The following is a 25,759-nucleotide window of genomic DNA, read 5'->3' as shown; positions in this document are numbered from 1 at the left end:
CGCTAGGTCCCAACAGAAAAAGCCGCCGATAGCTCGAACCGATTGCCCGGGTGCGTGAGCCAAGCGTGCGATACGAGACGTCCGCGACTCCAGGTTCTGCGCGTCATCATTAGCACTGGTTCTCCTTCAGCGAGGCCCAGCATTGTTCGCATGGCTGTATCCGGCATCGCCGCGCACACCCGGTGCTCTACTCGCTCGAGCGGGGCAACACGTGTCAGATATTCATTCGGCGTCGAGGCGCTGAAATCCCTCTCTCCGTAGCGTGGCGCAGCAGATGCCAGCACAAAGCGCTCCTCGACCTGAATTGGGAATTCGGTCTCGTGATGGACGATAAGCGAATGGAAGAGGCGCGTGCCCAAGCCGACTTCCAGCAGAGCTGCCCTTTCCGCATCAGCCCGTATCTCGATATTATAAATGACGCGCGCGCGATAGGCGTGGCCCCTGCCGCGCACCTCCTCCGCGATGTTGCGGATCTCGATCAGCTGCCCGATCGGCCGGGGCTCGGCGACAAAGCTGCCCCGCCCCGCCCGCCGTACCACGACACCGGCCGATTGCAGTTCCCGCAACGCCCGGTTTGCGGTCATGCGCGAGACTTTGAACGTCTCGACGAGCTCGGCCTCTGACGGCGTCTGGTCGCCGGGCTTCAGGCGACCTTCCCGGATGTCCTCGAAAATGCTGTCTTTGATCGCCACATAGCGAGGTTGCTTCTCCGCACCGGCAGCGTCGACCGCGGGTTCGCCCACAGAAGCAGCTTTCGTCCGGGGAGCGGATGCGCGGCTATGGGGGCGAGCGGGAGCATGCATCAAATGACTATACAGGTGGGGGCGAGCAAGTCCCAGTCATTCAAACAGGAAATCACCAGCGAGAGCCGAGGCGTGCGTGATCAATGCCGCGCGAAGACCTTCTGGCCCGAACTGCCGAACGACACCACCGCATAGGGTTGGCGGGCGGCGCCTGCCACTTCCATGCCCTCCGAGCCGATCGGCATCCCCGCCACCGCAATGCCTCTGACGCCTACGGGACGGGTTGCCAGCAGGCGCTTGATATCGGCGACCGGGACATGGCCCTCGATCAGATAGCCATCAACCATCGCGCTGTGGCAGGATGCCAGCGTGCCCGGCATGCCGGCCCTCCGCTGAAGCGCCCCGCGCGACGCATCGTCGCGCATGACGACCGTGCGGCCCAGCTTCGCGCGAAGCGCCTGGGCCCACTTCTCACAGCATCCACAACCCGGGTCCCGGTGGACGACGACATCATTCGCCGCAAGCGCTGCGCCGGGCAGGGCGAGGAACAGCAAGGCGGCAGAAAGACGGGTCTTCATGAACGGCTCCCGGAAGCATGCGATAGGGTTCCTAATGATCTATACGCATTGATGCCCCCTACCCCTCATCACGCTGAAGATTTCACGATGGCGCGCGGCCTCCAGGCGAGCGGCAAGGACACAAGCAGCGCCAGCGACAGACCACCAATCCCCCACAAGACTAAGTGCTGCGCCCCGGGAGCGACGACGGCGATCGCCAGCGGCGCGAGCGCCTGCCCGATGCTGGCGGCGGAATGCTGGAGACCGAGCTTCAGACCCGAAGGGGCTGCCGCACCGCTGATCCAGAAGCTGGTGACCAATCGAAGGGTTGCCGAGCTCCAGCCGGCAGCAACGATGATCCCACTGAGTTCGGCCATGCTCGCGGCGACAGGGAACAGGAAGAGCGCCGCAGCCAGCAGGCCGAGCGTCAGCCCCGCAAGCCGCCTCGGCATGGTCACCAGCCAATCGAGCCTCGCATGGAAGATCTGTGCTGCCAGCATGCCCAATCCGCAGAGACTGAGCATCCAGGCGATCTCTTCGCGGCTCAGCGAAATGACGCTCCGCGTCACCAGGAGATTGACATGCATCGCCGCCAGCCCGCCGCCCGCGACGATCGTGACGAAAAGCAGGATCAGCGTCGCGCCGAGCGTCGGCGCGGGCAGGTCTCCGCCATCGATGCAAGGTGCACACCAGCGCGGCAGACGCACGGCGCAAAGCGCCGCCCCGACGGCACCGATGCCGAAAGCGAGGATCATGAGGGGAGCGCGGGGCAGGATCGCGGCCGAGACCTCCGCCACCAGCGGACCGGCGAGATCGCCCAGAAACAAGAAGGCGGTCAGCCAGGTGAAGCGCCGCGCCTGGTCCGCGCGCTCGTTTGCGGCAAAGCTCGCGCAGAGCAAGCCCAACGGTATGATGGCGGCCGACGCCATCCCCGCCACCAGGCGCAATGCATAAAGCTCAGGCAGCCCGACGAGGCCGATCGGCGCGGTCACCAGGGCGAGGATGACCAGCGCTGCGCGCAACATCGCCCGATAGTCGACCCGGTCCGCGATCCAGCCCCAGAGCGGCGCCGCCAGCAAGGCTGCCAGGGGATGGACCGCGGTCAGGCTCGCGACATGAAAATCATGAGCGCTTGACGATAGCGCGCCACGAGCCGGGTCGACCAGTGCCGGAAGGAAGGCGAGAATGGCCGTCTGTCCCGCCGACGCCGCAGCCGCCGCGAGCAACAAGACGAAAAAGGAGGCCGGCCAGCGACCGTTGGCTTGCGATCCAGCCTTGTCACGCGGCGCGTTCGCGGTCGCCCCCTCGAGTGGCCATCCGCGGATCACCACCAGGCGCGCAAGCCGATCACCAGCCTGTGTTCGGAAGGCCCTTCCCCGCGCAGGCGACGGAAATCGGCCGTGCCGTCAAATGCGCGCTCCCAGACGAAGCCGATATAGGGCGCGAACTTGCGCGACACCTCGTAGCGCAACCGTCCGCTCAGCTCGACATTGCTGAAGCCGCTGCCGAGCTGTCGATCGCTCGACCGCTTCGAATAGATATTGGTCTCCACCTGCGGCGTAAGGATCAACCGATTGGTGAACAAGACCTCATAGGACGCCTTGGCGCGCGCCGCGAGACGCCCATCGGTTCCTACATAGCCGGTGAGCTGGACGTCGAACCAATAGGGCGCCAGTCCCTCGACGCCGGCGGCCAGCCAGGTGGTCGCTCCCTTGCCGAGATCCTGCCTGACCCCGAGCAGCGTGCCCCAGAACGGGTTCTTGCTGTGCCACCACAGCGCCTCGACGCTGCTCTCCGGATCGAGACGTTGGTCGCGGGAGTTCTTGAGCCCCTGGCTGCGCAGCCAGAGCTTGTCATTGTCCTGACCCTTGGTGACGAGCACGGTCCAGCCCACGCCCTGACCCTCGTTGCCGCTGGTGAACTCAAGCTCATCGACAAGTATCTTGGGGATTGAGAGCTTGTCGGCCATCTCATAGCCCGGCAGCGTCGAGTTGCGGTAGCCGTCGGCATAATCGTCCGAGTTGCGCGCGTCCGGCGGGGCCTGGCCGCCCTGCATCGAGCCCATGTCCATCGTGGCGCCGTTACCGGACGCCTTCGTGTCGGTCATATCCATGCCCGGCATGTCCATGCCCGCATGGTCCTGAGAGCCTTGCGCGGAAGGGGTGTGCTGAGCGGGAGTGGCCGTTTGGGCAGGGGTGGCGGCGGGCGACGGGGGCGAGGCCTCCTGCGCGAGGGCGGGAGCCGTGATCGCCGGCGCCAGGAAGAGGGCAGCGCCAAGAGCGATGCCGCGCGAGGGGAAAATCCGGATCATGCGACCACCACCTCCCGGAACATGCCGGCCGCCATGTGATAGAGCAGATGGCAGTGGAAGGCCCATCGGCCCATGGCGTCGGCGGTGACGCGGAAGCTCACCCGCTGGGCGGGCTGGACCACGACCGTATGCTTGCGGACCTGGAAGGCGCCGTCCGGGCCTTCGACATCGCTCCACATGCCGTGCAGATGCATCGGATGCGCCATCATCGTGTCGTTGACGAAGGTGACGCGCAGCCGCTCGTTTGGCTTGAAATGGAGCGGCCGGGAATCGTTGAGCTTGAGGCCGTCGAGCGACCAGATGAACCGTTCCATATTGCCCGTCAGATGCAGCTCGATATCGCGCTCGGGCTCGCGCGGGTCGGGATCGCCGCCCGGCGTGCGCAGGTCGGCCAGCGTCAGCACGCGCCAGTCGCGCCCGCGCAGGCCCGCGCCCGGATCGTCGAGATTGGTGCGCGGATAGTCGACGCGCATGTCGGTATTGGCGCCATATTCGGTGCGGGCGTGCTGTGCCCTGGCCGGCATCTCGATCATGCCGTGCCCGGCATGCGCGTCGCCTCCCATTGCGCCCATCGTCGCCATCGCGCCCATCATGTCGACCGGCTCGAGCCAGGTCCGGGCATCGAGCGGCGGCACGGCTGCCGCCATGCCCGGGGCTGGTGCGATCGTACCACGGGCATAGCCGCTCCGATCGATAGCCTGCGCGAAGATGGTGCGGGCGCCGCCCTCGGGCATGGTGAACTCGACGTCGTAGGTCTCGCCCGGGCCGATCCGAAATTCCTCGACCGTGACCGGTTCGACCGGCTGCCCGTCGGTCGATACGACCGTCAGCTCGACCCCCGGGATCCGCACGTCGAAGAACGTCGCCGTCCCCGCCCCGACGAAGCGCAGGCGCACGCGCTCGCCGGGCGCGGCGATACCGGTCCAGTTGCCGGCGGGCGGCGCGCCGTTCATCAGATAGGTATAGGTCGCGGCAGAGACATCGCTGTAGTCGGTCGGGTTCATCCGCGAGCTGTTCCACATCCGCCGGCGCTCGAGCGCCCTGCCAAGGCCCATGGCGCCGGCATCCTTGAGGAAATCGCCGGCGGTCGGCTGCGCAAAATTATAGTAGCTGCTCTGCTTCTTGAGATTGAGGAAGATCTGCAGCGGCGGCTCGTCCGACCAATCGCTGAGCACGATGCAATAGTCGCGATCGGGCGCCCGCGCCGTCGGCGCCTGTTTCGGCTCCACGATGATCGCTCCATAGAGTCCCGTCTGCTCGGCGAGCGTGTGAGCGTGATACCAGTAGGTTCCGCTCTGGCGGACCTCGAAGCGATAGGTGAAGGTCTCGCCCGGCGCGATGCCGGCAAAGCTGATGCCGGGCACGCCGTCCATCTCCGCCGGCACGATGATGCCGTGCCAATGGATGCTCGACATCTCCTTGAGGCCGTTGCGCACGCGCAGCGTGACCGTGTCGCCTTCGCGCAGACGCAGGACCGGCGCGGGCACGCTGCCGTTCACGGCGGTCGCAATACGGCGCTTGCCGGTGAAGTTGACCGGCAGCTCGGCGATCTCGAGGTCGAACTCGGTCCCGCTCAGCTCAGCGGGCGAGACTGGGGCGGATCGCGCGAGAAGCGCCGGGGCGAAACCGGCGACCGCGCCGCCGATCGCCAGCCCCTGGACGAAACGGCGCCGCGCGATCGGGCGGATATGTAAGGGAGACATGAACTGTACTTTCGCGAAGTCGGGTTCAGGCGAGGTCGAGGACGATCCGGCCCTCGATGTCGCCATGATGCATGCGGGAGAAGACGTCGTTGATGTTCTCGAGCCTGTCCGCATGGACCGTGGCCTTGACCTTGCCCTCGCCGGCAAAAGCGAGTGCCTCGAGCAGATCGAGCCGCGTGCCGACGATCGAGCCGCGCACGGTAATGCCGTTCAGCACGGTGTCGAAGATCGACAACGGGAAGTCGCCCGGCGGCAGGCCATTGAGCGCGACCGTGCCGCCGCGCCGGACCATGCCGAGCGCCTGCTGGAACGCCTTGGGCGAAACAGCGGTCACCAGCGCCCCGTGCGCGCCGCCAATGGCTTTCTTGAGCGCTGCCGAAGGGTCCTCGCTGCGCGCGTTGACCGTCAGTGTGGCGCCAAGGCGTGTAGCGAGGTCGAGCTTGCTATCGTCGATGTCGACCGCGGCCACATTGAGACCCATGGCTCGGGCATATTGCACCGCCATGTGGCCGAGCCCGCCAATCCCGGAGACGACCACCCACTCGCCGGGCCGGGCCTCGGTGGCCTTCAGTCCCTTGTAGACGGTGACGCCCGCGCAGAGGATCGGCGCAATGTCGAGGAAGTCGACATTGTCGGGAAGGTGACCAACATAGTTGGGATCGGCGAGGACATATTCGGCAAAGCTGCCATTGACCGAATAGCCGGTGTTCTGCTGTTCGTGGCAAAGCGTCTCCCAGCCACCCAGGCAATGCACGCAGTGCCCGCAGGCGGTGTAGAGCCAGGGCACACCGACCCGGTCGCCTTCCTTCACATGGGTGACGCCGGCACCAACGGCGGCGACATGCCCGACGCCCTCATGGCCGGGAATGAAGGGCGGGTTGGGCTTGACCGGCCAGTCCCCTTCTGCCGCGTGCAGGTCGGTATGGCACACGCCGGTTGCCGCAATCTTGACCAGGACCTGCCCGGGGCCGACCGTCGGGATCGGCGCGTCCTCGATGACCAGGGGCTTGCCAAATTCGCGGACGACCGCCGCCTTCATGGTTTTCGCCATGTCCGTTTCTCCTTTTGAGCGAGGGGTCAGAACAGGCCGAGCGCGTGCTCGTCATAGGAGACGAGCAGGTTCTTGGTCTGCTGATAATGGTCGAGCATCATCCGGTGATTTTCACGCCCGAAGCCCGACGCCTTGTATCCGCCGAAGGCGGCATGGGCGGGGTACTGATGATAGCAGTTGGTCCAGACCCGCCCGGCCTCGATCGCGCGGCCCAGCCGGTAGGCGGTGTTGCCGCTCCGGGTCCAGACGCCCGCGCCAAGACCGTAGGCGGTGTCGTTTGCGAGTGCGATCGCCTCCTCGACCGTCTTGAACGTGGTGACCGACAGGACGGGGCCGAAGATCTCCTCCTGGAAGATGCGCATGTGGTTCTGGCCCACGAACACGGTCGGCTGCACGAAATAGCCCTGGTCGAGCGCACCGCCCGGCAGCGCCCTGGCGCCACCGACCAGACACTGCGCGCCCTCGGCCTTGCCGATATCGATATAGCCCAGGATCTTGTGGAGCTGGTCCTCCGACGCCTGCGCGCCGACCTGGACCGAGGGGTCGAGCGGATTGCCCTGGCGGATCGCGGCGACGCGCGCCACGGCGCGCTCGATGAAGCGGTCGAAGATCGACTCATGGATCAGCGCGCGCGACGGGCAGGTGCAGACCTCGCCCTTGTTGAACGCGAACAGCGTGAAGCCTTCGAGCGCCTTGTCGAAGAAGGCATCGTCCTCGTCGAGCACGTCCGCCATGAAGATGTTCGGTGACTTGCCGCCAAGCTCCATCGTCTGGGGGATCAGATGGTCGGCAGCCGCATGCATGATCTGCTTGCCGGTGACGGTCTCGCCGGTGAACGAGACCTTGGCGATGCGCGGATTGGCGGCGATCGCCTGGCCGACGGTCCGTCCCGGGCCGGTGACGACATTGAGCACGCCGGGCGGCAGGATGTCGGCGGTGAGCTCGGCGAACATCAGCAAGGTGAGCGGCGTCTGGGATGCGGGCTTGATGACGGTGCAGTTGCCCGCCGCCAGCGCCGGGGCGATCTTCCACGCCGCCATCAGCAGCGGGAAGTTCCACGGGATGATCTGGCCGACGACGCCGAGCGGCTCGCGGAAATGATAGGCGATGGTGTCGGCATCGATCGTCGAGATGCCGCCTTCCTCCGCCCGGATGCAGCCGGCGAAGTAGCGGAAATGGTCGATCGCAAGCGGCACGTCGGCAGCGCGGGTCTCGCGGATCGGCTTGCCATTGTCGATCGTCTCGGCAAGCGCCAGCAGCTCCAGATTATCCTCGAGCCGGTCGGCGACGCGATTGAGAATCCTGGCGCGCTCGGCGGGCGCGATCCTTGCCCATTGATCCTTGGCGGCGTGCGCCGCATCGAGCGCGCGCTCGACATCTTCCGGCGTCGACAGCGCGAACTCGGCGATCTGGGCGCCATTGATCGGGCTCTTGTCGGCGAAATACTCGCCGCTCGCAGGAGCGCTCCAGCGGCCTCCGATGAAATTATCATAGCGGTGTCGGAAGGAGGCCGCCGCGTTAATGGTCCCGATCGCCTTCTCGAACATAACCTGACTCCATCTCTATCGATGGCCTGACGGAGTAGTCTCTTTGCCCGGGCGGCCTATAAGTAAGTTCCGCAGAAGGTAGTCTGGTATCGGTGTCGCGGGCTTTAAGGGTCGGACACGCCAACGGAGCCGATGAATATTCATCGACTCCTGAACCTATTCGCGCACGCCTGATCGGAATTATGCCGAGACAGGCGTTACTCGGCCGAGTCTTCTTTTGGCGAGGGCGGCGCTTGGCATTCCAATTCTGGCGTTACGCCCGGACGCGCTTTAGGCTCACCCAATCGCCTTTCTGAAGCGTCCCGTCCCTCACGCGGAAATGAGCATAATGGTCGTCGAAAATCTGGTCGACTTCGACATGACCGACAAGACGGCGGTGGCGCGGCGTTGCGTGATAGACTTCGAGTATCTGCCCGATGTGCGCGCCATCGGCCTTACCCAGGCAGGCCACTGTGCCGCCCGCATCCATACGGACGATCTTGCCGCGCATGAACAAGCTATGGCCGATACCCTGTGCGAGGAGCGGCGTGCTGCCAAAGAGCAGAAAGCCAACAGCAGCACCGACGCCAAGATGTTTTCGCATCGCTGTTTCCTCTCTCACGTCAGACGCTCGGACCCGGTTTTGAAGGCCGGGAGCACGGACGACGCTGGGCATCGTCAAAGAACTGGCCCGCCGCGGGGGCGGCGGCGGGCCCTCAGCCCCGGGGGGTGTTTTATCGGGGCTGGAAACTTCACATGTCGCTCATCGGCTTGTCGGCCATGGGCTTGGCGGTCTTCTTCTTCGCGGCCGGCTTGGCCTTCTTCATCGGCATCTTGCAGCAGCCACTCTTCGCCTTACCGGCCATGCCCGAGCCGTTCGATGCTGGCGACCCGCCGGACATGCCGGCCATCCCCGACATGCCCTGTTGATCCTGCTGGGCCGGTTGCCCCTGCTGCTTCTGCGCGCCGGCCTGATGATCCTTCATCATCTGATCGTGCATCTGCTGCCCGCCATGATCCATGCCCTGCTGGTGGGCAGGGGCCGGCGCAGTCTGCGCGGGCGCGGGCGTCGACTGGGCGAGAGCGGTGCCGGCGGCGAAGGTTAGCGTCGCGAAGAGGCTGACGGTCGCCGCTAGAAATGTCGTCTGTCGCATTGAGGGTCTCCGAGTGTTCGTCCTGTTGCCCGATCGACGTTCCGATCCCGGCAATTCCGAAGCTTCAATGCTGCTAGCGAGACGCAGTCTGTATACGTAACTTACGAATCCGCTTTGGATCGCGACTAGCATGCGCGGGATCGTGCGGGGTGGACCATGGTCCAAGGTCAAGCGAATTCATGATCCCGCTTGATGGCGGCCGACAGCGAAGTGCAAAAACCAATTGGCCCGCCGTGGGAGAACGGCGGGCCAAAGCTGCAGTTGAACCAGGCCACGGTCGTTGGCCACCCAGCCTCGTGATCGGAGCTGGCTTAAGTGCAGGGTCAGCAACCGCCCCGCGACCTACGCAACATGCGGGAGGCTCCGTCCTGGGTTCCCATCTCCCGCATAGCGATCCGATGGTCCTGCATCATCTCACCGTGCATCGGCACTTCGCGGTGTCGCATTCCTTGCATCTGGGCCGTGTCGGACCGAGCCGGCGCCGGCTTCGCCTTGAGCGTCTGCTCAAGGTCCGGCATGCCCGGCGGCATCCCATCGGCGAGAACTGGCCCGGCGCCGACGGCAAGGACGCCAAAGGCTGCGAGCGAAGCGATAATCGCTGCTTTCTTGCGCAAATATGATTCCTTCAAGTCTGAGTTTCAGTTCGACCGGACACATGCCCGGTCGATTCTCGCTCCCCAGGGAGCTTGCCGTTGAGATGGTGTCGGCCTGGAGGCGGCAGTATACGTAATTTGCGAAGCCGGCGGTCAGCCTGCCATGTCCGCTTTAGTTCGGCTATTAGCAAAAGCTGGGCGCGGATGACCGAAGACGGCGGCCATCAAAGCCTCCGCCTAGCCCGAGCACTGGAAAGCGACGCCGCCTGCTGCAGTGGCAAACAGCGAAACGTAAATCGCACGCCGCTTTTGCTTCGGCGCGATCGTGGCAAGGCTCACCGCCGAACCAGCCACTCGCACTGGCCCAGGCTAAATTGTCGCAATAGACGCTCGCTCGGATCGGTGCCGCAGTGATTGAACGCTCGCCTGGCTGATGATTGATCAACTGGCGAGGGCCGCAACCAGCTTAGAAGGGCAATTTTTTCTTCCCAGAGGGGGCGGGCACAAAAGCGATCGGTTCGGGTATTACGGATATTGCCCTCCCGAGCGCCCTTTAAGGGAAGAGCGGCGCTTCGCCTCGGTGGATCTCATCGGGATCGAGAAAAGCGCGTTTGCGTCAGTTTCACGATTGCTCAGGAGGGGCTTCGAAATGACTTTTCTGAGCCGGCGAACTCTCTTGGCGGGCGGAGGCCTCCTGCTGGGGGCGGCATGCACGCGCAGATTTGCGACGCCGGACCAAGCAGGCACGCTGCCCATTCCTCGCCTGTTAGATGCACGCGACCATGGGCAGAGAATTGGACTGAGGGCGCAGGAAGGGGAAACCACTTTCTTCCCAGGGCGGCGGAGCGCCACCATGGGATACAACGGCAGCTATCTCGGCCCGACTCTGCGGGTACATCGCGGGGACGACGTGACGGTGACTGTCAGCAACAATCTGTCTGCTGATACCACGGTTCACTGGCACGGGCTGCTCGTACCGGGAGAGCTGGACGGCAGCCCCCACCAGACCATTAGTCCAGGCGAGACTTGGCGTCCGACGCTGCCGATCCGTCAGCCGGCGGCCACTCTCTTTTATCATTCCCATGCACACGGCCGAACGGCGGAGCAGGTCTATGCAGGCCTAGCGGGATTGCTCTTCGTCACCGACGAGGAAGAGCAAGGTCTCGGTTTGCCTTCAGATTACGGCGTCGACGATCTACCAATATTGATCCAGGATCGGCAGTTCGTGGATGGCCGTCTGGTGTTACCGGCGGGCATGATGGTGGCGTTGGACGGGAGGCGGGGCAACGTTATTCTCGTAAACGGCGCGTACAACCCGCGAGCAGACGTTCCCAGAAGCTTAGTGCGGCTGCGGCTTGTAAATGGTTCGAATGCCCGGACTTACGATCTTTCGTTCAGCGACGGACGAGCCTTTTATTGGATCGGCACCGAGGGCGGCCTTTTGGAAAAGTCCGTTGAATTGCAGTCCCTCACTCTGGCCTCCGGTCAGCGGGCGGAGATCTTGGTGGACTTCAGCGATGGCAAACCGGTCTCGTTGGTCTCGGCTCCGGACCAAAGCACCCTGAGGATGCATGGCATGGGCATGATGCATCGGCACGAGGCTAGCGAAAACAACGCAGGCAATGAAACTGTCCTCACATTCTCACCGCGCTTGGCATCGAGCAAGCGAGGTAGCACCACGCTTCCGCTCCTCCTGGCGTCCCGCGCGGTGCCAAATCCGGCGACGGTCGTCGCACGGCGACGTCTGGTGCTCAACATGAGGCTGGGGGGCATGATGGATAGCGACGAAGAGCCGCTAACGATCAACCACAGGCGATTCGATATGGATCGAATCGATGAGGAGGTCGAGCTTGGCGCCGTCGAGATATGGAAAGTCTCCGGGCAGAAAATGGCCCATCCCTTCCACATTCATGGAGTGCACTTCGACGTGCTAAGTCGCGATGGCGAGGAGCCAGATCTTCTTGATCAGGGGCCACGTGACACCATCGTCGTGGACGAACCGGTCGAGTTATTAATCCGCTTCGACCAGCCTGCTTCAAAGGCGCCCTTCCTGTTCCATTGCCATATCCTGGAGCACGAGGACGAAGGCATGATGGGTCAGTTTTCCGTGACGTAGTGGGAACAACTCAAGAATCGAAATCCCGCATATGCCAATAAGGGGGCAATGCTCGACGTATGACTTCGAACTCCACTCTCGTTTTTGTTCCCTTTTCGGGCTTGGGCCAGAACGTTTCGCACATCTCGATCGAAGGCATTCGATCATCCCGGACACTTGTGCATCACATGACGAACCCTGCGGTTCGTCACGGCCACCAGGCGCCGCGGGCCGCGCTCTATAATGACCATACGCTTGTCGGGCCGTCCCGCGGCCGCTGTCAGTACTCGCGGCAATGAGTAATAGATGGTATCGCCGCGTTCATACCACTTTCCTCCGCCAAGCGGCGTCTGGTCAGGCAATCGGATTTCGCTGTAAGATCCGTTGCGATTAAGAACCCAGGCCATCCCCGACTTACAGCCGGATCGGCCATCAAATGACCAGACACCCGCGAGCTTGGTGGTCGAGGTATCTTCCCCTGCGGGAACGACCCTGGCCGGCGAAGGTAGCGTTGGCACAGTGAGCGCGGCGAAAATCGCCCAGATGGAACACGACCACCGTGTGAAAGTGAGCAGCCGGCATCGAAATAACCCGTTAAGCGCGATCGTCATACTATTTCCTTCCGATCCACACTCACTGCGCTGAGAGCTTCGTTGGTTGCCCTTGGCAGACTATGCAGACCATCTGCCGGCGGTAATGCGTATTTGCCGCTAGACAGAAGGGACGCCTGCCACGGCATCTGATCGCAGATCGCCCAGGACAAGGCAGGCGGCGCAGAACTTGGGATGACGGTGATCGGCTCATGCGCAGGGCAAGCGAGCGACCATATGAGCGGTAACGGGGGCGACGAGTTCGCTTCCGGACGAGGAAAAGGTGGCCCGGTGACCTTCACTCTATCCCGACATGTTAGTTTGGACGCTCAAGCCGGGTACCGAGGCGGAGGCATATAGGCCCGCCCGATGTACTAGTCGCAAGCGACCGGCTTTCGGTTCTGATGCTCTTGCGACCCGGTCAACCGACCGATCGCCATTCGTATATATCACAATTTCGCGGGTCGTTCCCCCCAGATAGGGTCAGAGCAGGTTCGAGTCGTGGAGGGTACGCCAGGCCGAGATGCCGGATGTTCCCGCTGTCCTAGCCGCCACGAATTCGATGGAGATCCAAGGCAAGAGGAGCATTTGATGTCAGCCGCTTCAGCATTTCCAGCTCTGGCGCAGGCGTCCCCCCGACCGCAGTCCGGGATTGTCGCCTGCATCGATTGCTCCGATCATGATGCGTGGATCTACTCACACGCTCGTGCGCTCGCGACAACGCTCGACGTCCCTATTACCCTGCTACAAGTACTTGACGGCGAGGGCTCGACGCGCTCTCGTCCAGACCCGATTGAATGTAACCTCCGGCGGCGCGAAGCCCTGCGCGCCCTCGATCGATGCGCCGCCGCGACCAGCGCACCTCCAACCAAAACCTCCATCGAACTGACCGAAGGCCAAACCGCGGAGGAAATTTGCCGCTTTATCCGAGAGTGCGACGACGGCATGGTCGTACTGGGAAGACGAGGCAGGCAAGAGGCCGGTCGCCCGGGCATGGGGGCAACCGTGCACAAGGTGCTCATGCAGACGCCAGCCCCGGTCCTGCTCGTACCGGTAGAGGCCCCGCTTCCGGCAGCGCCCTACAGAAGGGTTGTGGTGCCGCTTGACGGCTCTCGCTGGGCTGAGAGCGTGCTGCCCCTAGCTGTGCGTCTTGCGAAGGCCTCGGAAGCGGAACTCCTGCTCGTCCATGTCGTCCCTACGCCCGAGATGATCGAGGCACGGCCCCTGGAAGTCGAGGACAAGAAGCTTCAACAAGCCCTTATAGAGCGAAATGAGGATCGACGATGGAGCCCGAACTGCTCCGGGCGTATTTCTGGGAATTGTCCGGCAAGGATGGCGACCGCTTCGTCGCGGTGACCGATCCGGGATCGAAGCTCGAGAAGCTGGCCAAGGAGCATGGCTATCACGCCATCTTCCTCGGCGATCCGGCGATCGGCGGGCGTTATTCGGTCCTGTCGGTATTCGGCATGGTGCCGGCAGCGATGATGGGGATCGACGTCGAAGCCTTTTTCGCCGCGACCCAGCCCCTGGTCGAAGCGTGCAAGGGCGACACCGCCAATCCCGGCCTGATCCTCGGTGCGATCATGGGCGAGGCGGCGGTTTCCGGCCGCGACAAGCTCACCATCCTGACCAGCCCCGGCCTCGAGCCGATCGGCGCCTGGCTCGAACAGCTCATCGCCGAATCGACCGGCAAGCATGGCAAGGGAATCGTGCCCGTCGACCTGGAGCCGTCCGCGCCGGTGGAGGATTATGGCGCGGACCGCGTGTTCGCCCTGCTGACGCTCGCCGGCGACGATGCGTCCGACATCATCGAGCAGGCCCATTTCCTGGTCGCAGCGGGCCAGCCGGTGATACGCATCACGCTGCCGTCGAAGGAGCGTATCGGCCAGGAATTCTTCCGCTGGGAAGTGGCAACCGCTTTTGCCGGTGCGGTGATCGGCATCGATCCGTTCGACCAGCCCGATGTCGAGGATGCCAAGATCGCGACGCGCGAGCTGATCGACAAATATGAGGAATCGGGCGCGCTCGCCCCCGAAACCCCGTTCCACCAGGACGCGGCCATGGCCTTCTCCGCACCGGGCGACCACATTTTCGCCGCGACCAATCCGGTCGAGATATTGCGCGACCATTTCGCCAGCGCCGAGCCCGGCGACTATGTCGGCTTCCTCGTTTATCTCGAACGTAACGCCGAACATGAGGCGGCGATCGCGCGGATGCGCGGCGAAGTAGTTCACGCGAAGCATGTCGCGACCGTCGCCGGCTTCGGCCCGCGTTTCCTCCATTCGACCGGCCAGGCCTATAAAGGCGGGCCGAAGAGCGGGGTGTTCATCGAGATCACGCGGACGCCCGATCCGGATCTCGCCGTTCCGGGGTGGAAAGCGAGCTTTGGCATCGTCCAGCTTGCGCAGGCGCGCGGCGATCTCGACGTGCTCGCCGCGCGCGGGCAGCGCACCTTGCGCATTCATCTCAACACAGGGGATCTCAATATTCTCGAAACATTGGTGGCGCGTTCGCTACAGAATTGAAGGGGATCAGCATAGATGCGTATCGCAATGATCGGACTGGGGCGCATGGGCGGCAATATCGTCCGTCGCCTGGTGCGCGGCGGACATGAAGCGGTCGTCTTCGATCGCAACCAGGATCTGATCGACGATCTGGTCAAGGAAGGCGCGGTCGGCGCGACCGGGCTCGACGATCTGCGCGGCAAGCTCGCCGAGCGCGCCATCTTCTGGGTGATGCTCCCGGCGGGTCCTCCGACCGAGGATACGATCACCGCCCTGCTCGAAAAGTCCCTGCCCGGCGACATCATCATCGACGGCGGCAACAGCTTCTACAGGGACGATATCCGCCGCGCGAAGCTCTGCGTGGCGAAGCAAGTCGCCTATGTCGACATCGGCACGTCGGGCGGCGTCTGGGGACTCGAACGCGGCTATTGCATGATGATCGGCGGCGAGACGGAGGTGGTCGACTACCTCGATCCGATCTTCAAGACGATGGCACCGGGCCGAGGGACGATCCCCCCCACGCCCAATCGGATGGAGCAGGAAGGCGAGGATGCGCGCGCCGAGCTAGGCTACATCCATGCCGGCCCGCCTGGCGCCGGCCACTTCGTCAAGATGGTCCATAACGGCATCGAATATGGTCTGATGCAGGCCTATGCCGAGGGCTTCGACATCCTGAAGTCGAAGAAATCCGACAAGCTTCCTGAGGATGAGCGCTTCGATCTCAACCTCACCGACATTGCCGAAGTGTGGCGCCGCGGATCGGTCATCTCCTCCTGGCTGCTCGACCTGACCGCGTCGGCGCTCGCCAAGGATCAGATGCTCGCCCAGTTTACCGGCACCGTGGCGGATTCGGGCGAAGGCCATTGGACGATTGAGGCGGCGATGGAGGAAGCGGTGCCCGCCTACGTCCTCTCGGCCGCCTTGTTCGCGCGCTATCGCAGCCGCGTCGAACATACGTTCGGCGACCAGGTGCTGTCGGCGATGCGCTTCGGCTTCGGCGGCCATACCGAAATGCCGCAGTAGGCTCCCATGAAGAAGGCCCCACCCGCCACTCTGGTCATTTTCGGCGCGACCGGGGACCTGACCCGCCGCCTGCTGGTCCCCGCCGTCACCAATCTGTGCACCGACGGATTGCTGGGAAAGGACTTCACCATCCTCGGCATCGGCCGCAGCGATGGCGATGACGAGATGTTGCGCGCCAGCCTCGATAAGTTCGCGACCGAGTGCGATTGCTGGCGTGATCTGCGCAAGCGCATCGCCTACCTCCAGGGCGATTTCACCGCAGACCGGGTGTTCGACGATGTCGCCAAGGCGTTGGGCGACCGAAGCGCGGTCTTCTACCTCGCCACGCCAGCGCAATTCTTCGGCGCCATCGTCGAAAAGCTTGCCGCCAAAGGCCTGATGGCGGAAGCGGGCAGTCGGTTCCGCCGCGTCGCGATCGAAAAGCCGTTCGGCCACGACCTCGCCTCGGCCAAGGCGCTTGACGCCCGAATCCTCGCCTTGCTCCCGGAAAGCCAGATCTACCGGCTCGACCACTTCCTGGGAAAGGAAACTGTCCAGAACATCCTGGTCGCGCGCTTCGCCAACCAATGGTTCGAAGCGGTGTGGAACAATCGCTATATCGATCATGTCCAGATCACCGCCGCCGAGACGGTCGAGGTCGGATCGCGCGGATCTTTCTACGATGCAACCGGCGCGCTCCGCGACATGGTCCCCAACCATCTGTTCCAGCTGCTGGCGATGATCGCGATGGAGCCGCCCAACAGCTTCGATGCCGACGCGATCCGCGACGAAAAGGCCAAGGTGTTGCGCGCGATCCGCAAGCCCACCGCAGTCTGCGCAGTGCGCGGCCAATATGGCAAGGGCCGTGTCGGTAGCCGCAACGTGCCGGCCTATCGTAAGGTCCCGGATGTCGCTACCGACAGCAGGACCGAGACCTATGTCGCACTGAAGCTGGAAGTCGACACCTGGCGCTGGGCCGGCGTGCCCTTCTACCTGCGCACCGGCAAGGCGCTGGCAGCGCGCGATACGGAGATCGTCGTCACGTTCAAGGCAGTGCCCTACGCTTTATTCCGCGATTGTCCGATCGACCGCCTGCCAGCCAATCGCCTGATCTTCCAGCTGCAGCCGGACGAAAGCATCGTCTTAGACATGCTGGTCAAGAAACCGGGTCCAGTGATCAAGACCGCAGGGACAACGCTCGATTTCACTTATGCCGACCACTTCAAGCTGTCGGGCCGGACCGGCTACGAAACCTTGCTCTATGACATGATGACCGGCGACCAGACATTGTTCCAGCGCGCTGAGCAGATCGAGGCGGGCTGGGCCGCGGTCCAGCCGATCCTCGATGACTGGGTCAAGGACAAGGGCAGGCTTGAATCCTATGCACCAGGCAGCGCCGGCCCGGCCGGCGCAGATGCCCTACTCGAACGCGATGGCCGCTTCTGGCACAGGATCGGCCAATGATGCTGGGCCTCGTCATCTCCGACATCGACGGACTTTGGTTCGCAAGGACAAGAGCCTGGCGTCGGCGACGATTGCCCGGTCGCGGACCTACTATCTGGACGTCACCAACCCCTATGCCAACAAGCGAGCTGGCGTCGATGCCCTGGCGCGGGCGCTCGGCCACATGCCCAATGACCTGCCCTTTGCTCGTGCGCACCGGCCTATCGATCGCCATGGGCAAGGCGCCTGAGGAGATCCGTAGCGCAGCGCACTACATTTCAACCAGCGACGACAAAGATGGCATCGCCGATGCCATCGACGCATTTCTGCTGCCGCTTGTGGGAGGATCATCATGAAGCGACTGGCCGCTTTCGACCTCGATGGAACGCTCGCGCTCAACAAGCAGCCGCTCGACGATGAAATGGCGGATCTGCTTACCCGCCTGCTCGACGTGACGATGGTAGCGATCATCTCCGGAGGCGACTGGCCGCAATTCGAGAAACAGGTGGTGTCGCGCATGCCCGCCCGTGCGCGGCTCGACAATTTTATCATCCAGCCGACCACGGGCACCAAGCTATATCGTCACGCCGACGGCCAATGGACGCGTATCTATGCCGATCTGTTCACCGGCGACGAAAGCCAGCGCATCCGCGAAGCACTGACCAAGGCGGTCGAGCAGGCGGGCTATGCAAACGAGAACATCTGGGGCGAGCAGATCGAGGATCGCGGCAGCCAGATCACATTCTCCGCGCTCGGTCAGCAGGCGCCGCTCGAGGCCAAGGACACGTGGGATCCCGATCACGCCAAGCGCAAGAAATTGCAGGCCCTGCTCCAGCCGTTGCTGCCAGGCTTTGCCATCAATATCGGCGGGGCGACATCGATCGACATCACCCGCGAAGGGATAGACAAGGCCTATGGCCTTAAGCGCCTTTCCGAGCAGACCGGCGTCGCACTCGACGAGATGATCTTCTTCGGTGACGCGATCTTCCCGGGCGGAAATGATTATCCGGCCAAGCATCTCGGGCTGGATACCGTGCGAGTCCGCGACGTTGCCGAAACCAAGTCGGTGGTTGGCGCGATCGCTGCCTGGCTGGTCTAGAAGCGCTACCGCCGATCCTTAACCAGTCCCGCTTTCGCACCCATACGACCCAGCTTCGCAGCGGTCCCACATTGTAGAGCCGACGGATCGCTTCAATGGTGCTGGAGCTGCTTGACCTCACTACGCCTGGGCGCGTTCGAGGAAACTCAGCTCGCCATGTCCGCCATCATCCGACAGCTGGCGGCGCAGTCCTTGCAGGTAGCCGAGCAACGCTTCATCCGCTCGTCCACGACGTGGCTCAGGCATTCCCGCGCACATCGTTCGCAGGCGTCAGCGCAGGCGCGACACAGGATGGTATGGAGCGGGGATTCGCGCAGCATCGAGTTGGCGGTCGCCTGGCACAGTTCCGCACAGTCGTTCAGCATGGCGATCAGCGACGCCGTGGCTGACGCGCCGCCTTGCTTCGTCAGCCAGGCGGCGGTTTCCAGGCACATGCGGTGAGACGCCACGCAATCGTCGATGCAGTCCGTCATCGACATCGCCATCCCTTCCATTCGATGCTGCTGCGCCGCCGCCGGCGCAGCCAGCGTTCCGGCGGCGGCAAGGCCGGCGCCCGCCATCAGCAATTCGCGTCTCTCGATCATGATGCGCCTTCCATCTGCTATCGCTTGAGCGCTGTGCCGCATCCGGCGGCCTCAGCCGTAGCCGGCGACCCATCCGACGCCGCACGCGCCTTCTCCCGCGCCATCCGCGTTTCCTCCCAGGGCCAGTGGCCGTTGATCTCGACCCCGAGCGAGATGCTCAGGAAGGTCCGCACCAGCACAAGCCCGGCCAGCACGATGAGATCGTCGAGCGTCGGGTTGATCACCAGCGACTTGACGATGTCGCCGGCGACCAGAAATTCCAGGCCGAGCAGGATGCTGCGGCCGAGTGCCGATCGGAACGCGCTATAGGCCTCGGTTCGGTCGCCCGCCCTCGCCCGCCGCGCAAACAGAAAGGTTGCGAGCCCCGCGCCGACCAGGATGGTCAGCGTGCCCGCCAGTTCCAGGCCGATCACCGCGAGCCGGAAGAAGGCGCTCAGCCAGTCGGCCTCAATGGTGATCATACCAGCCTCGCTTGCGGATATTGTTGAAGCTGTCGGTAGCGTGACAGGCATAGCATTGGTCGACGCGCGCCTTCGACCCGGCTGCGCGCTGCGAGACCATGCTGAAATGCTCCATGAAGTGACTGGGCGGCGCCTTGTGGCACTCGGCGCACTGCGTCGAATTGACCGATGGATGGCGGTAATTGGCGATCTTCCAGCTGTCGGTCTTGTGACAGCTCGCGCAGTCGGTGCCGAACAGGCCCTGGTGCGGATCGCGGAACGCATGGCAGCTCGCGCAATTGAGCGCGGTCTCGGGGGTCAGGCTTCGAGTGTTTGTCGACATGCCCGCCAAAGGCTGCCGCCACTTTGCCATGTCGAGCAAGGCGGCGTGATCCATGCGGATGATGCCGCGCTCTCCCTCATGTTCGACGTGGCAGGAGGTGCACTGCGTCGCTTTCGCGTGGAACTGCGTCGACTGCTTCGTCCCGAAATCCGTGCCCGCATGGCAGGTGAGACAGGTCCGGGTTTCGACGCCCTTGCCCGGCGTGTGGCAGGCCGTGCATTGGCCGGCGAAGGACTGGTGGGCGCTCGAGAGCGGGCCGGGCGCTACGAGCTGCGCCACCAGGCCGGCATCCCTCGGCGCGTCCGATCGCATCCGGATCGCGACCGCGGCGACCATCACCAGCAGGGCCGCGATGAAGACGGCGTAGGAAAGACGCTGCCAGCTCATAGCCAGCGCAGCCCGTAATAGATCGCCGCGCCGACGTGGAGCGCGAGCAGCGCGAAGATGAGACAGCCCAGCAGGATGTGCAGGAACCGCCATCGCGCGAACAGGGTGTTGGTCGCCTCTTCGGCGCGGATCGCGAATTCGGTATCGGCCAGCGCCGCGGCGATCCCCGCCTTGTCCTGGGGGTGCTGGCCCGCGGGCGCATCCCCGGCGACGAACAGATAGCGCCTCCAGCCCGACAGCGGCGCGGCTGCGGTATCGGCCTGCGTCGGCGCGGCCGGCTCCTCGAGGAAGGCGGCGCGAAGCGAAGCCAGTTCCGACCTGCGTCCGCGCAGCGCCCGACCAAGCTGGGCAAGCAGGTAGCGGCCGATGAAGCCGGTGATGACCGTCATCAGCAGAAGGATGGTCAGAAGCAGTCCGACCGGGCTTTCGAGCTTGTGCGCGGCGTGGACCAGACCCAGGATCGGCGCCAGCACGCCGGCATAGATGTGGATGGCGAGCAGGGTCGGCTTGCTGACGAGCCGGGAGAGCGCCTTGTCGACCCAGGCGATATGCTTGGCCGCGACATAGGGAAGCGTCAGCAGCATCAGCACGAGCGCTGCGATCCCGATGATCCCGCCGGCCAGGCTGCCCGGAAAGCGCGGTGACACATGCACGAGGTAGCCGAACGGGAACAGCAGCAGGAACGCGACCAGCAGGCCGACGGCGATGTCGCTGCGTTCGCGCATCAGGCTTCGACCACGAGCGGCGTGCCCGTGCCCTTCGCCTGGCACGCGAGCACATAGCCCTGCGCCTTGTCGGCGGGCGCGAGGCCGGACTCGACCTCCATCGTCACCTCGCCCTGCAGCAGCTTGACGACGCAGGCGCCGCATGTGCCCGCACGGCAGGCATAGGGGATCTCGACGCCCGCGCCCTCGGCCGCCTCGAGCACGGTCTCGTCCGCGGGCAAAGCCGCCGACACCCCCGACACGGAGAAGGTCACCGTGCTCGGTGCCACCTCGGCGCTCGGGGCCGGCTTAGCTGCTGGCGCGGGCGCGGGCTTGACCTCGAGATCCTCGTGGTCGGCCGGCAGCGAGGCCGGACCGAACGCCTCGGTGTGCAGCTGCGCTTCGGGGACGCCGAGTTCCGCCAGCACGCCGCGCATCGCGCCCATCATCGCCGGCGGGCCGCACATATGGATCCGCCGGCTCGCGATCTCCGGCACCGCGGCCAGGATCATCTCGCGGGTGATCGGCCCTTCGGGGCCCATCCAGACGGTGCCGGGCGCGCGCTGCATCGCGGCGACGACATGGAGGTTGGGAAAACGGCGTTCGAGCCGTTCGAGCTCGTCGCGGAACACGAATTCCTCGGTCGACCGTGCGCCGTAGAAGAAGAAGATATCACCCTTCCACGCGGTGTCGGTGAGATAGCGCAGCACCGACATCATCGGGGTGATGCCGACCCCGCCCGCGATCAGCACGATGCTCTGGGCATCCGTTCCCGTGAAGGTGAAGGCGCCGAACGGTCCGCTGACCTTCAGCAGATCGTCGGCGACGACCTTGTCGTGCAGGTATCGCGAGACCACGCCCTGCTCCTCGCGCTTGACCGTCAGTTCGACATAGGCCCGCTGGGTCGGCGAAGAGGCGATCGTGTAGGAACGGCGCGCGGTCTTGCCCGCTTCGGGCTCTACCTCGACCTGCAGGAACTGGCCCGGCAGGAAGTCGAACGGCAGCCGGTCGGCGGCCGGGTCCGCGAGCCGGAAGGTCAGCACGCTCGGCGTCTCTCGCACGATCTGGACCACGCGCAGCTGCCCCGCCCAGCTTTTGGGCTTGCGCAGCGAAGCTCCCGCGGGCGCGGCCGCATTGCTCGAGGCGAGCCCGGCGCTGCCGGCAACGGGGGCAGGTGCGGGCGCGAACTTCGCAGCGGGCGGGACAGCCTTCGGCTCCGGCTTTTCCGAGGTCTTGGCGGTGGCGACACCGCCGGCGATCGCCCCGATCCGCCGGAGGCGGAAGATCTGCAGCGCGATCAGCGTGGCGCTCACCAGCCCCAGGAAGAGCATGAGAAGGAGGTGTGAGGGCGAGATGCCGAACCAGTGGTCGGCATGGCCGGGCGCGGCCTGGTCGATGTCGAGCTGATCGCGCAGCCAGGCAAGCCCGACCTCCCGGGGCGGCTGCAAGCCGCCGATCGCGCCCTGCGCGGCGGTGCCGGACCGGAACAGGTCGGTTCCCTCGCGCAGGCGGCGCGCCGCATCGAGCCGGGCCGAGACCGTGGTTGCACGCGCGCCGTCGGCCGAGGCGGCGTTGATCATCGCTAGGCCCGTGCTTACCCGTTCGCCAGCCTGCGCAGCGACCCGCTGCCTTGCCGCTTCGTCGAGCGCGGGAAAGGCGAGCAGTTGCGAGATGAAGCCGGTCCGGCGCGATTCGTGGCCGTGCTCATTCTCCCCTTCCCCATTGATCATGCGATCCATCATGGGGTTCATCATCTTCGCCATGTCCGACGACCCCGACGATGCCGGTGCGGACATGCCCCCGCCGGCCGGCATGCCTGCGCCATGATGCGCGGCATGATCCTCGCCCTCCTGCGCGCCCGCGCCCGCGGACAGGCTGAGAGCGATTGCGCAGCCGAGGCTCAAGCGTCGAAGGCTGATCCGCCTGGACATCCTCATCCCCTTTTTCAGCGCGCTTACATATCCTTCATCGGCATCGCCGAATTGCCCGGCGCGGGATCGGGTGCCGGCGCGGTCTGGTTGCCGGCCCCGGCGCGCATCGCGTCATGGTCCATCGCCTGACGGTGATGCCGCTCCATCTCGGCCTGGTTGCTCATCGCGTCCATCGACGCCGCGTCTGCAGCGTTGCCGCTGTCGGTCAGGACCGGGGTGGCGGCGACGCTGTTCGCCGCGGGCGGCACCGTCTGGTCGGCCTGGCGGTCGCAGCCCGAAAGCGCGAGCGCCAGCAACAGGCTTCCGCCGACAAGCGGAAGGGCTTTTTTCGCATGGTTGATCATAGCTTGCTCCTTGGCTTGAAAACTGTGTCCGGGCGCCAGGGATGGCGCCCGGACCCGATCATTGCGCGTTGCGCAGGATCTGAAGGCACCGGTCGTGCGAGAGGTTCATCGGGTTGCGCCCCTGCCCCTTCATCTCGCCATGATCATGCGGCGTCTGGAGACCCATATTGCCCTCCATCGCCCGGCAACTCTCGACCTGCGCCGAGGTCGGCCGCGTGGTTACACAGGCGCCTAGAAGCAGCGCCGGCGTGAGGACGGCGATCAAACGCATTTTCTTCATGACAAAAGCCCTTTCGCTAGTGATGATCGTTCGTCCTGCGCTGCCTGATGTTTCTTGTTATGCTGTTGGTCTTTCCGCCGCGCCGTCAGGAAGGCGAGGATCGGGCAATCGGAGACGGGCACTTCGCCCGGGCATTCGTCGGCGAGCATCCGCAGCATGTCGCGGATATCCGACAGGCGCTCGAGCCGGGCTTCGGCGTCCGCGATCTTGGCAAGCGTGATATCGAGCACGGCCTGGGCATGCGCGGTGTCCGACGCCCTGAGCGCCAGCAGCTGCCGGGCCTGTTCGAGTGTGAAACCAAGCTCCTGCGCCGAGCGGATGAAATTGACGCGCTCGAGGTCGGTCGCGTCGTAGAGCCTGTAGCCCGCTGCCGTGCGCGCGGGTTCGCGCAGCAAACCCATCCGCTCATAATAGCGGATCGTGTCGCGGCCCACGCCCGCAGCGGCGGCCAGTTCGCCGATCTTGAAATTGCCCATGTCATCCGCTCGATCATCATGCCGGTTGTGTCCAGGGTCAAGCGGTTCGCTTTGACCCCGAACGGTCCGTTGCCGCCGGCAGCCCGCTGCCCCGACGTCTCGCATCCGGGCAGCTTGCGCCGGCGGGCCACCGGCTCGTCAGTTCTTGCGAAGCTCGACGATGTCGTGCTTGGCAGGCGTACCGTCGGCGACGGACACGTGCGCGAAGTGATCATCGAAGATATGATCGATCGTCACATGGCCGATGAGCTGGCGGTGATAAGTCGGCGCCACGCCTTTGGACGGACCCGGATGGGTCACGACGCGATAGACCTCGAGCTTCTGGCCGACCTCGGCGCCATCGGCCTTTCCGATGCAGACGACCGTGCCGTTGCTGCCCGTGTCGACGATCGAACCGCGCATGAACCAGGTGTGGCCGATACCTTGCGCGAATAGCGGAGAGGCGCCGAGCATCGAGATTCCGGCCAGCGCCACCATGATGGACTTCTTCATCATCATCTTGACTCCTTGAGTGAGCGTTGAGAACTGCTGCTCGATTTCTCGAGGGGAAGATTTTGTTTCTTCGCCCACAGGACTATGGTCCCGGGTCCAAGCTCGGTATACGTAGTGTTCGCAGCCGAAGTTTTTCGGGCAAGGTGTCTGAAGGCCGGGCTTACTCGTACGTAACGATCCAGGGCACGACTTTCGTGTTTATGAAACGTAGTCTGGAACCAGGCCTTAACCCCTGAGGACAAGCGCTTTACGTCCAGCTAGCCGCGCAAAACGGCTACGTTGGCGATAGAAGAAGGTCGTTGAAGGTTCGTCCGACGAATTTACGCTTCGCTATCTCCCTCGTATCTCACGAGCAATTCCTTGCGGGCTGCCATTTCGGTCGCAACAGATGCCACCCGGGCAGGCGGAGCAGGCGGTGCCTGCAGCTCCGGAGAAAGCGCCTTTCCAGCCTACTCCAGTGCTCCCTGCCGCACCCCTAAGCCCCGCCATCATCAACGGGAGCGAAAGACTGTGGCGGCCTTTCCGGAATCCACCAGACCTGGCAAAGGCCCCACTCTGCTGACAATTTCATTTCGACCTCGACCGGAACTGATGGCATCTAGGCATGGCCCCAGCCAAGTCAGGCGGCGGCCAGGGGCTACGCGTAGCGCGACCGGTCCCGGGATCGATCCCGATCAACAACATCCGGAACGCCTTCGGCGTCCTCGTTGAAATCGCGAATTGCGGCGCGGCGCCATCCGCTGTTTTGCTCACTTCCGGAAGGAGCCACCCTCATTCCATCGTCGCGCGAAACTCTGTCATCCGGTCCGCTTCAAACGCGTTGGTGCCGGGATGAATGTGCTGATCAGCGTATTCCAAACAGAGATCGACAACAAAGGATTTCGATTCCGGACAACGAACTTCATCAGGTTCGCGAGGTTCGAGACCAAGGATACCAAATCAGTGCCCAAGGCGAACAAAGCTCCGACCATCATATTGTGGACGAGCCAGAATGGGGCCCCTACGAGAAAAAGGCCTTTCATCCGCGTAGTCGAGGTTTGGAGCCGTGCGAAGCTGCCCAACGAACTGCCCGTGAACGCCAGAGCTGAGGGGAGACCGTGCCAGGTCACAACCGACAGAAAAGCCATCAAAATCAGACTAGCGCCGTAAAGCCTCGTCACCACATAGCGATCACGCACTGACGCGGAAATGCGAGCTGCGAACATGAAATGAGGCACGCTATCGCCGCAGTGGGTGAGCCGAGCATCACAAAATAGAGCGCGAAGGCGGCAGCACCCGCGCTCTGGATTTTCACCGCGGTTCGATAGTCGTCGAAAAACGGCCAGCTAATGACGCACAAAAGCGCGACGCAGCCGAACGCGGTGGCAATCATGATTGCCGCCACCCGGTTGTTTCGCTCAAGACCTG

The 25,759-nt window shown here is 64.1% G+C and carries 29 protein-coding genes; 9 read left to right on the top strand and 20 right to left on the bottom strand.

What is annotated here, in order from left to right:
- Positions 1-2: 2 nt before the first annotated feature.
- The 9 genes from hutC to U0025_RS24390 all read right to left on the bottom strand — a co-directional run bounded on the left by hutC (position 3) and on the right by U0025_RS24390 (position 9,045).
- Positions 3-692, bottom strand: a complete 690-nt coding sequence (gene hutC, locus U0025_RS24430) for a histidine utilization repressor (RefSeq protein WP_230588639.1) — start codon at positions 690-692, stop codon at positions 3-5.
- A gap of 191 nt (positions 693-883) precedes the next feature.
- Complete coding sequence (locus U0025_RS24425) at positions 884-1,321, bottom strand: DUF411 domain-containing protein (RefSeq protein WP_004213035.1); 438 nt, start codon at positions 1,319-1,321, stop codon at positions 884-886.
- Positions 1,322-1,389: 68 nt separating this feature from the next.
- A complete protein-coding gene (locus tag U0025_RS24420) occupies positions 1,390-2,631 on the bottom strand; it encodes an MFS transporter (RefSeq protein ID WP_037491573.1) in 1,242 nt (413 codons plus the stop codon).
- Entirely contained in the window at positions 2,625-3,611 is a 987-nt protein-coding gene (locus tag U0025_RS24415) for a copper resistance protein B (RefSeq protein WP_004213030.1), read from the bottom strand. Before U0025_RS24415 ends, U0025_RS24420 begins: the two co-directional genes overlap by 7 nt.
- A complete protein-coding gene (locus U0025_RS24410) occupies positions 3,608-5,314 on the bottom strand; it encodes a copper resistance system multicopper oxidase (RefSeq protein ID WP_161733154.1) in 1,707 nt (568 codons plus the stop codon). The genes U0025_RS24415 and U0025_RS24410 overlap by 4 nt, the downstream gene beginning before the upstream one ends.
- Before the next feature lie 25 nt (positions 5,315-5,339).
- A complete protein-coding gene (adhP, locus tag U0025_RS24405) occupies positions 5,340-6,365 on the bottom strand; it encodes an alcohol dehydrogenase AdhP (protein WP_017501292.1) in 1,026 nt (341 codons plus the stop codon).
- A 26-nt stretch (positions 6,366-6,391) separates the two neighbouring features.
- The gene (locus U0025_RS24400; RefSeq protein WP_004213023.1) at positions 6,392-7,912 is read right to left on the bottom strand and encodes an aldehyde dehydrogenase family protein; all 1,521 of its coding nucleotides are present in this window, start codon (positions 7,910-7,912) and stop codon (positions 6,392-6,394) included.
- Positions 7,913-8,165: 253 nt separating this feature from the next.
- Positions 8,166-8,495 (bottom strand): hypothetical protein, encoded by a 330-nt coding sequence (locus U0025_RS24395; RefSeq protein ID WP_004212674.1) that lies wholly within the window; start codon positions 8,493-8,495, stop codon positions 8,166-8,168.
- A 148-nt stretch (positions 8,496-8,643) separates the two neighbouring features.
- Positions 8,644-9,045: a hypothetical protein gene (locus U0025_RS24390; RefSeq protein ID WP_202600425.1), complete on the bottom strand. Its 402-nt coding sequence runs from the start codon at positions 9,043-9,045 to the stop codon at positions 8,644-8,646.
- 398 nt (positions 9,046-9,443) lie between these two features.
- Between U0025_RS24390 and U0025_RS24385 the strand changes: the two genes are divergently transcribed.
- The 9 genes from U0025_RS24385 to U0025_RS24350 all read left to right on the top strand — a co-directional run bounded on the left by U0025_RS24385 (position 9,444) and on the right by U0025_RS24350 (position 18,371).
- Complete coding sequence (locus tag U0025_RS24385; protein ID WP_046765852.1) at positions 9,444-9,665, top strand: hypothetical protein; 222 nt, start codon at positions 9,444-9,446, stop codon at positions 9,663-9,665.
- 622 nt (positions 9,666-10,287) lie between these two features.
- Positions 10,288-11,754 carry a multicopper oxidase family protein gene (locus U0025_RS24380; protein WP_031290511.1) on the top strand — a complete coding sequence of 489 codons (1,467 nt, stop codon included), beginning with the start codon at positions 10,288-10,290 and terminating at the stop codon, positions 11,752-11,754.
- A gap of 1,160 nt (positions 11,755-12,914) precedes the next feature.
- Positions 12,915-13,679 carry a universal stress protein gene (locus U0025_RS24375; protein ID WP_323156778.1) on the top strand — a complete coding sequence of 255 codons (765 nt, stop codon included), beginning with the start codon at positions 12,915-12,917 and terminating at the stop codon, positions 13,677-13,679.
- The gene (locus U0025_RS24370) at positions 13,607-14,848 is read left to right on the top strand and encodes a hypothetical protein (RefSeq protein ID WP_004212669.1); all 1,242 of its coding nucleotides are present in this window, start codon (positions 13,607-13,609) and stop codon (positions 14,846-14,848) included. The genes U0025_RS24375 and U0025_RS24370 overlap by 73 nt, the downstream gene beginning before the upstream one ends.
- 15 nt (positions 14,849-14,863) lie before the next feature.
- Positions 14,864-15,850: a phosphogluconate dehydrogenase (NAD(+)-dependent, decarboxylating) gene (gnd, locus tag U0025_RS24365; protein WP_004212668.1), complete on the top strand. Its 987-nt coding sequence runs from the start codon at positions 14,864-14,866 to the stop codon at positions 15,848-15,850.
- 6 nt (positions 15,851-15,856) lie between these two features.
- Entirely contained in the window at positions 15,857-17,293 is a 1,437-nt protein-coding gene (zwf, locus tag U0025_RS24360) for a glucose-6-phosphate dehydrogenase (RefSeq protein WP_004212667.1), read from the top strand.
- Between the two features lie 34 nt (positions 17,294-17,327).
- Positions 17,328-17,522, top strand: coding sequence for a hypothetical protein (locus tag U0025_RS24355; protein ID WP_021243093.1), 195 nt, complete (start codon positions 17,328-17,330; stop codon positions 17,520-17,522).
- A complete protein-coding gene (locus U0025_RS26160; protein ID WP_376784566.1) occupies positions 17,431-17,628 on the top strand; it encodes an HAD hydrolase family protein in 198 nt (65 codons plus the stop codon). Before U0025_RS24355 ends, U0025_RS26160 begins: the two co-directional genes overlap by 92 nt.
- Complete coding sequence (locus U0025_RS24350; protein ID WP_004213020.1) at positions 17,625-18,371, top strand: HAD-IIB family hydrolase; 747 nt, start codon at positions 17,625-17,627, stop codon at positions 18,369-18,371. Before U0025_RS26160 ends, U0025_RS24350 begins: the two co-directional genes overlap by 4 nt.
- 146 nt (positions 18,372-18,517) lie before the next feature.
- Here U0025_RS24350 and U0025_RS24345 read toward each other — a convergent pair whose 3' ends face one another.
- From U0025_RS24345 to U0025_RS24300, 11 genes are all read right to left on the bottom strand, one after another.
- Complete coding sequence (locus tag U0025_RS24345) at positions 18,518-18,958, bottom strand: four-helix bundle copper-binding protein (RefSeq protein WP_026109687.1); 441 nt, start codon at positions 18,956-18,958, stop codon at positions 18,518-18,520.
- Positions 18,959-18,972: 14 nt separating this feature from the next.
- Complete coding sequence (locus U0025_RS24340) at positions 18,973-19,416, bottom strand: DUF1622 domain-containing protein (protein ID WP_004212663.1); 444 nt, start codon at positions 19,414-19,416, stop codon at positions 18,973-18,975.
- Entirely contained in the window at positions 19,403-20,125 is a 723-nt protein-coding gene (locus U0025_RS24335) for a hypothetical protein (protein ID WP_004212662.1), read from the bottom strand. Before U0025_RS24335 ends, U0025_RS24340 begins: the two co-directional genes overlap by 14 nt.
- Positions 20,122-20,850, bottom strand: a complete 729-nt coding sequence (locus U0025_RS24330) for a hypothetical protein (protein ID WP_017503491.1) — start codon at positions 20,848-20,850, stop codon at positions 20,122-20,124. The genes U0025_RS24335 and U0025_RS24330 overlap by 4 nt, the downstream gene beginning before the upstream one ends.
- Positions 20,850-22,760, bottom strand: coding sequence for a 2Fe-2S iron-sulfur cluster-binding protein (locus U0025_RS24325; protein ID WP_004213019.1), 1,911 nt, complete (start codon positions 22,758-22,760; stop codon positions 20,850-20,852). The genes U0025_RS24330 and U0025_RS24325 overlap by 1 nt, the downstream gene beginning before the upstream one ends.
- Positions 22,761-22,783: 23 nt before the next feature.
- The gene (locus U0025_RS24320) at positions 22,784-23,104 is read right to left on the bottom strand and encodes a hypothetical protein (protein ID WP_004212659.1); all 321 of its coding nucleotides are present in this window, start codon (positions 23,102-23,104) and stop codon (positions 22,784-22,786) included.
- A 58-nt stretch (positions 23,105-23,162) separates the two neighbouring features.
- Positions 23,163-23,384 (bottom strand): hypothetical protein, encoded by a 222-nt coding sequence (locus U0025_RS24315; RefSeq protein ID WP_150411967.1) that lies wholly within the window; start codon positions 23,382-23,384, stop codon positions 23,163-23,165.
- A complete protein-coding gene (locus tag U0025_RS24310) occupies positions 23,381-23,860 on the bottom strand; it encodes a heavy metal-responsive transcriptional regulator (RefSeq protein ID WP_004213016.1) in 480 nt (159 codons plus the stop codon). The genes U0025_RS24315 and U0025_RS24310 overlap by 4 nt, the downstream gene beginning before the upstream one ends.
- Before the next feature lie 138 nt (positions 23,861-23,998).
- Positions 23,999-24,355, bottom strand: a complete 357-nt coding sequence (locus U0025_RS24305) for a hypothetical protein (RefSeq protein WP_004213015.1) — start codon at positions 24,353-24,355, stop codon at positions 23,999-24,001.
- A gap of 794 nt (positions 24,356-25,149) precedes the next feature.
- Positions 25,150-25,557 (bottom strand): YgjV family protein, encoded by a 408-nt coding sequence (locus tag U0025_RS26155; protein ID WP_009824019.1) that lies wholly within the window; start codon positions 25,555-25,557, stop codon positions 25,150-25,152.
- Positions 25,509-25,724: a YgjV family protein gene (locus tag U0025_RS24300; RefSeq protein WP_037491571.1), complete on the bottom strand. Its 216-nt coding sequence runs from the start codon at positions 25,722-25,724 to the stop codon at positions 25,509-25,511. Before U0025_RS24300 ends, U0025_RS26155 begins: the two co-directional genes overlap by 49 nt.
- Positions 25,725-25,759 lie beyond the last annotated feature (35 nt).

The sequence above is a fragment of the Sphingobium yanoikuyae genome, assembly GCF_034424525.1.
Classification (GTDB): Bacteria; Pseudomonadota; Alphaproteobacteria; order Sphingomonadales; family Sphingomonadaceae; genus Sphingobium; species Sphingobium yanoikuyae.
This window is presented reverse-complemented; position numbering and strand designations above follow the sequence as displayed.

Coding starts and splice junctions, on each gene's coding strand:
- U0025_RS24305 (WP_004213015.1), bottom strand. CDS start 24,355: ATGATGAAGAAGTCCATCATGGTGGCGCTGGCCGGAATCTCGATGCTC.
- U0025_RS26155 (WP_009824019.1), bottom strand. CDS start 25,557: ATGTTCGCAGCTCGCATTTCCGCGTCAGTGCGTGATCGCTATGTGGTG.
- U0025_RS24325 (WP_004213019.1), bottom strand. CDS start 22,760: ATGTCCAGGCGGATCAGCCTTCGACGCTTGAGCCTCGGCTGCGCAATC.
- U0025_RS24315 (WP_150411967.1), bottom strand. CDS start 23,384: ATGAAGAAAATGCGTTTGATCGCCGTCCTCACGCCGGCGCTGCTTCTA.
- U0025_RS24385 (WP_046765852.1), top strand. CDS start 9,444: ATGGTCCTGCATCATCTCACCGTGCATCGGCACTTCGCGGTGTCGCAT.
- U0025_RS24300 (WP_037491571.1), bottom strand. CDS start 25,724: ATGATTGCCACCGCGTTCGGCTGCGTCGCGCTTTTGTGCGTCATTAGC.
- U0025_RS24390 (WP_202600425.1), bottom strand. CDS start 9,045: ATGCGACAGACGACATTTCTAGCGGCGACCGTCAGCCTCTTCGCGACG.
- U0025_RS24335 (WP_004212662.1), bottom strand. CDS start 20,125: ATGAGCTGGCAGCGTCTTTCCTACGCCGTCTTCATCGCGGCCCTGCTG.
- U0025_RS24425 (WP_004213035.1), bottom strand. CDS start 1,321: ATGAAGACCCGTCTTTCTGCCGCCTTGCTGTTCCTCGCCCTGCCCGGC.
- U0025_RS24330 (WP_017503491.1), bottom strand. CDS start 20,850: ATGCGCGAACGCAGCGACATCGCCGTCGGCCTGCTGGTCGCGTTCCTG.
- U0025_RS24395 (WP_004212674.1), bottom strand. CDS start 8,495: ATGCGAAAACATCTTGGCGTCGGTGCTGCTGTTGGCTTTCTGCTCTTT.
- U0025_RS24415 (WP_004213030.1), bottom strand. CDS start 3,611: ATGATCCGGATTTTCCCCTCGCGCGGCATCGCTCTTGGCGCTGCCCTC.
- U0025_RS24380 (WP_031290511.1), top strand. CDS start 10,288: ATGACTTTTCTGAGCCGGCGAACTCTCTTGGCGGGCGGAGGCCTCCTG.
- U0025_RS26160 (WP_376784566.1), top strand. CDS start 17,431: ATGCCCTGGCGCGGGCGCTCGGCCACATGCCCAATGACCTGCCCTTTG.
- U0025_RS24350 (WP_004213020.1), top strand. CDS start 17,625: ATGAAGCGACTGGCCGCTTTCGACCTCGATGGAACGCTCGCGCTCAAC.
- U0025_RS24375 (WP_323156778.1), top strand. CDS start 12,915: ATGTCAGCCGCTTCAGCATTTCCAGCTCTGGCGCAGGCGTCCCCCCGA.
- U0025_RS24410 (WP_161733154.1), bottom strand. CDS start 5,314: ATGTCTCCCTTACATATCCGCCCGATCGCGCGGCGCCGTTTCGTCCAG.
- gnd (WP_004212668.1), top strand. CDS start 14,864: ATGCGTATCGCAATGATCGGACTGGGGCGCATGGGCGGCAATATCGTC.
- zwf (WP_004212667.1), top strand. CDS start 15,857: ATGAAGAAGGCCCCACCCGCCACTCTGGTCATTTTCGGCGCGACCGGG.
- U0025_RS24310 (WP_004213016.1), bottom strand. CDS start 23,860: ATGGGCAATTTCAAGATCGGCGAACTGGCCGCCGCTGCGGGCGTGGGC.
- U0025_RS24320 (WP_004212659.1), bottom strand. CDS start 23,104: ATGATCAACCATGCGAAAAAAGCCCTTCCGCTTGTCGGCGGAAGCCTG.
- U0025_RS24370 (WP_004212669.1), top strand. CDS start 13,607: ATGGAGCCCGAACTGCTCCGGGCGTATTTCTGGGAATTGTCCGGCAAG.
- U0025_RS24340 (WP_004212663.1), bottom strand. CDS start 19,416: ATGATCACCATTGAGGCCGACTGGCTGAGCGCCTTCTTCCGGCTCGCG.
- adhP (WP_017501292.1), bottom strand. CDS start 6,365: ATGGCGAAAACCATGAAGGCGGCGGTCGTCCGCGAATTTGGCAAGCCC.
- U0025_RS24400 (WP_004213023.1), bottom strand. CDS start 7,912: ATGTTCGAGAAGGCGATCGGGACCATTAACGCGGCGGCCTCCTTCCGA.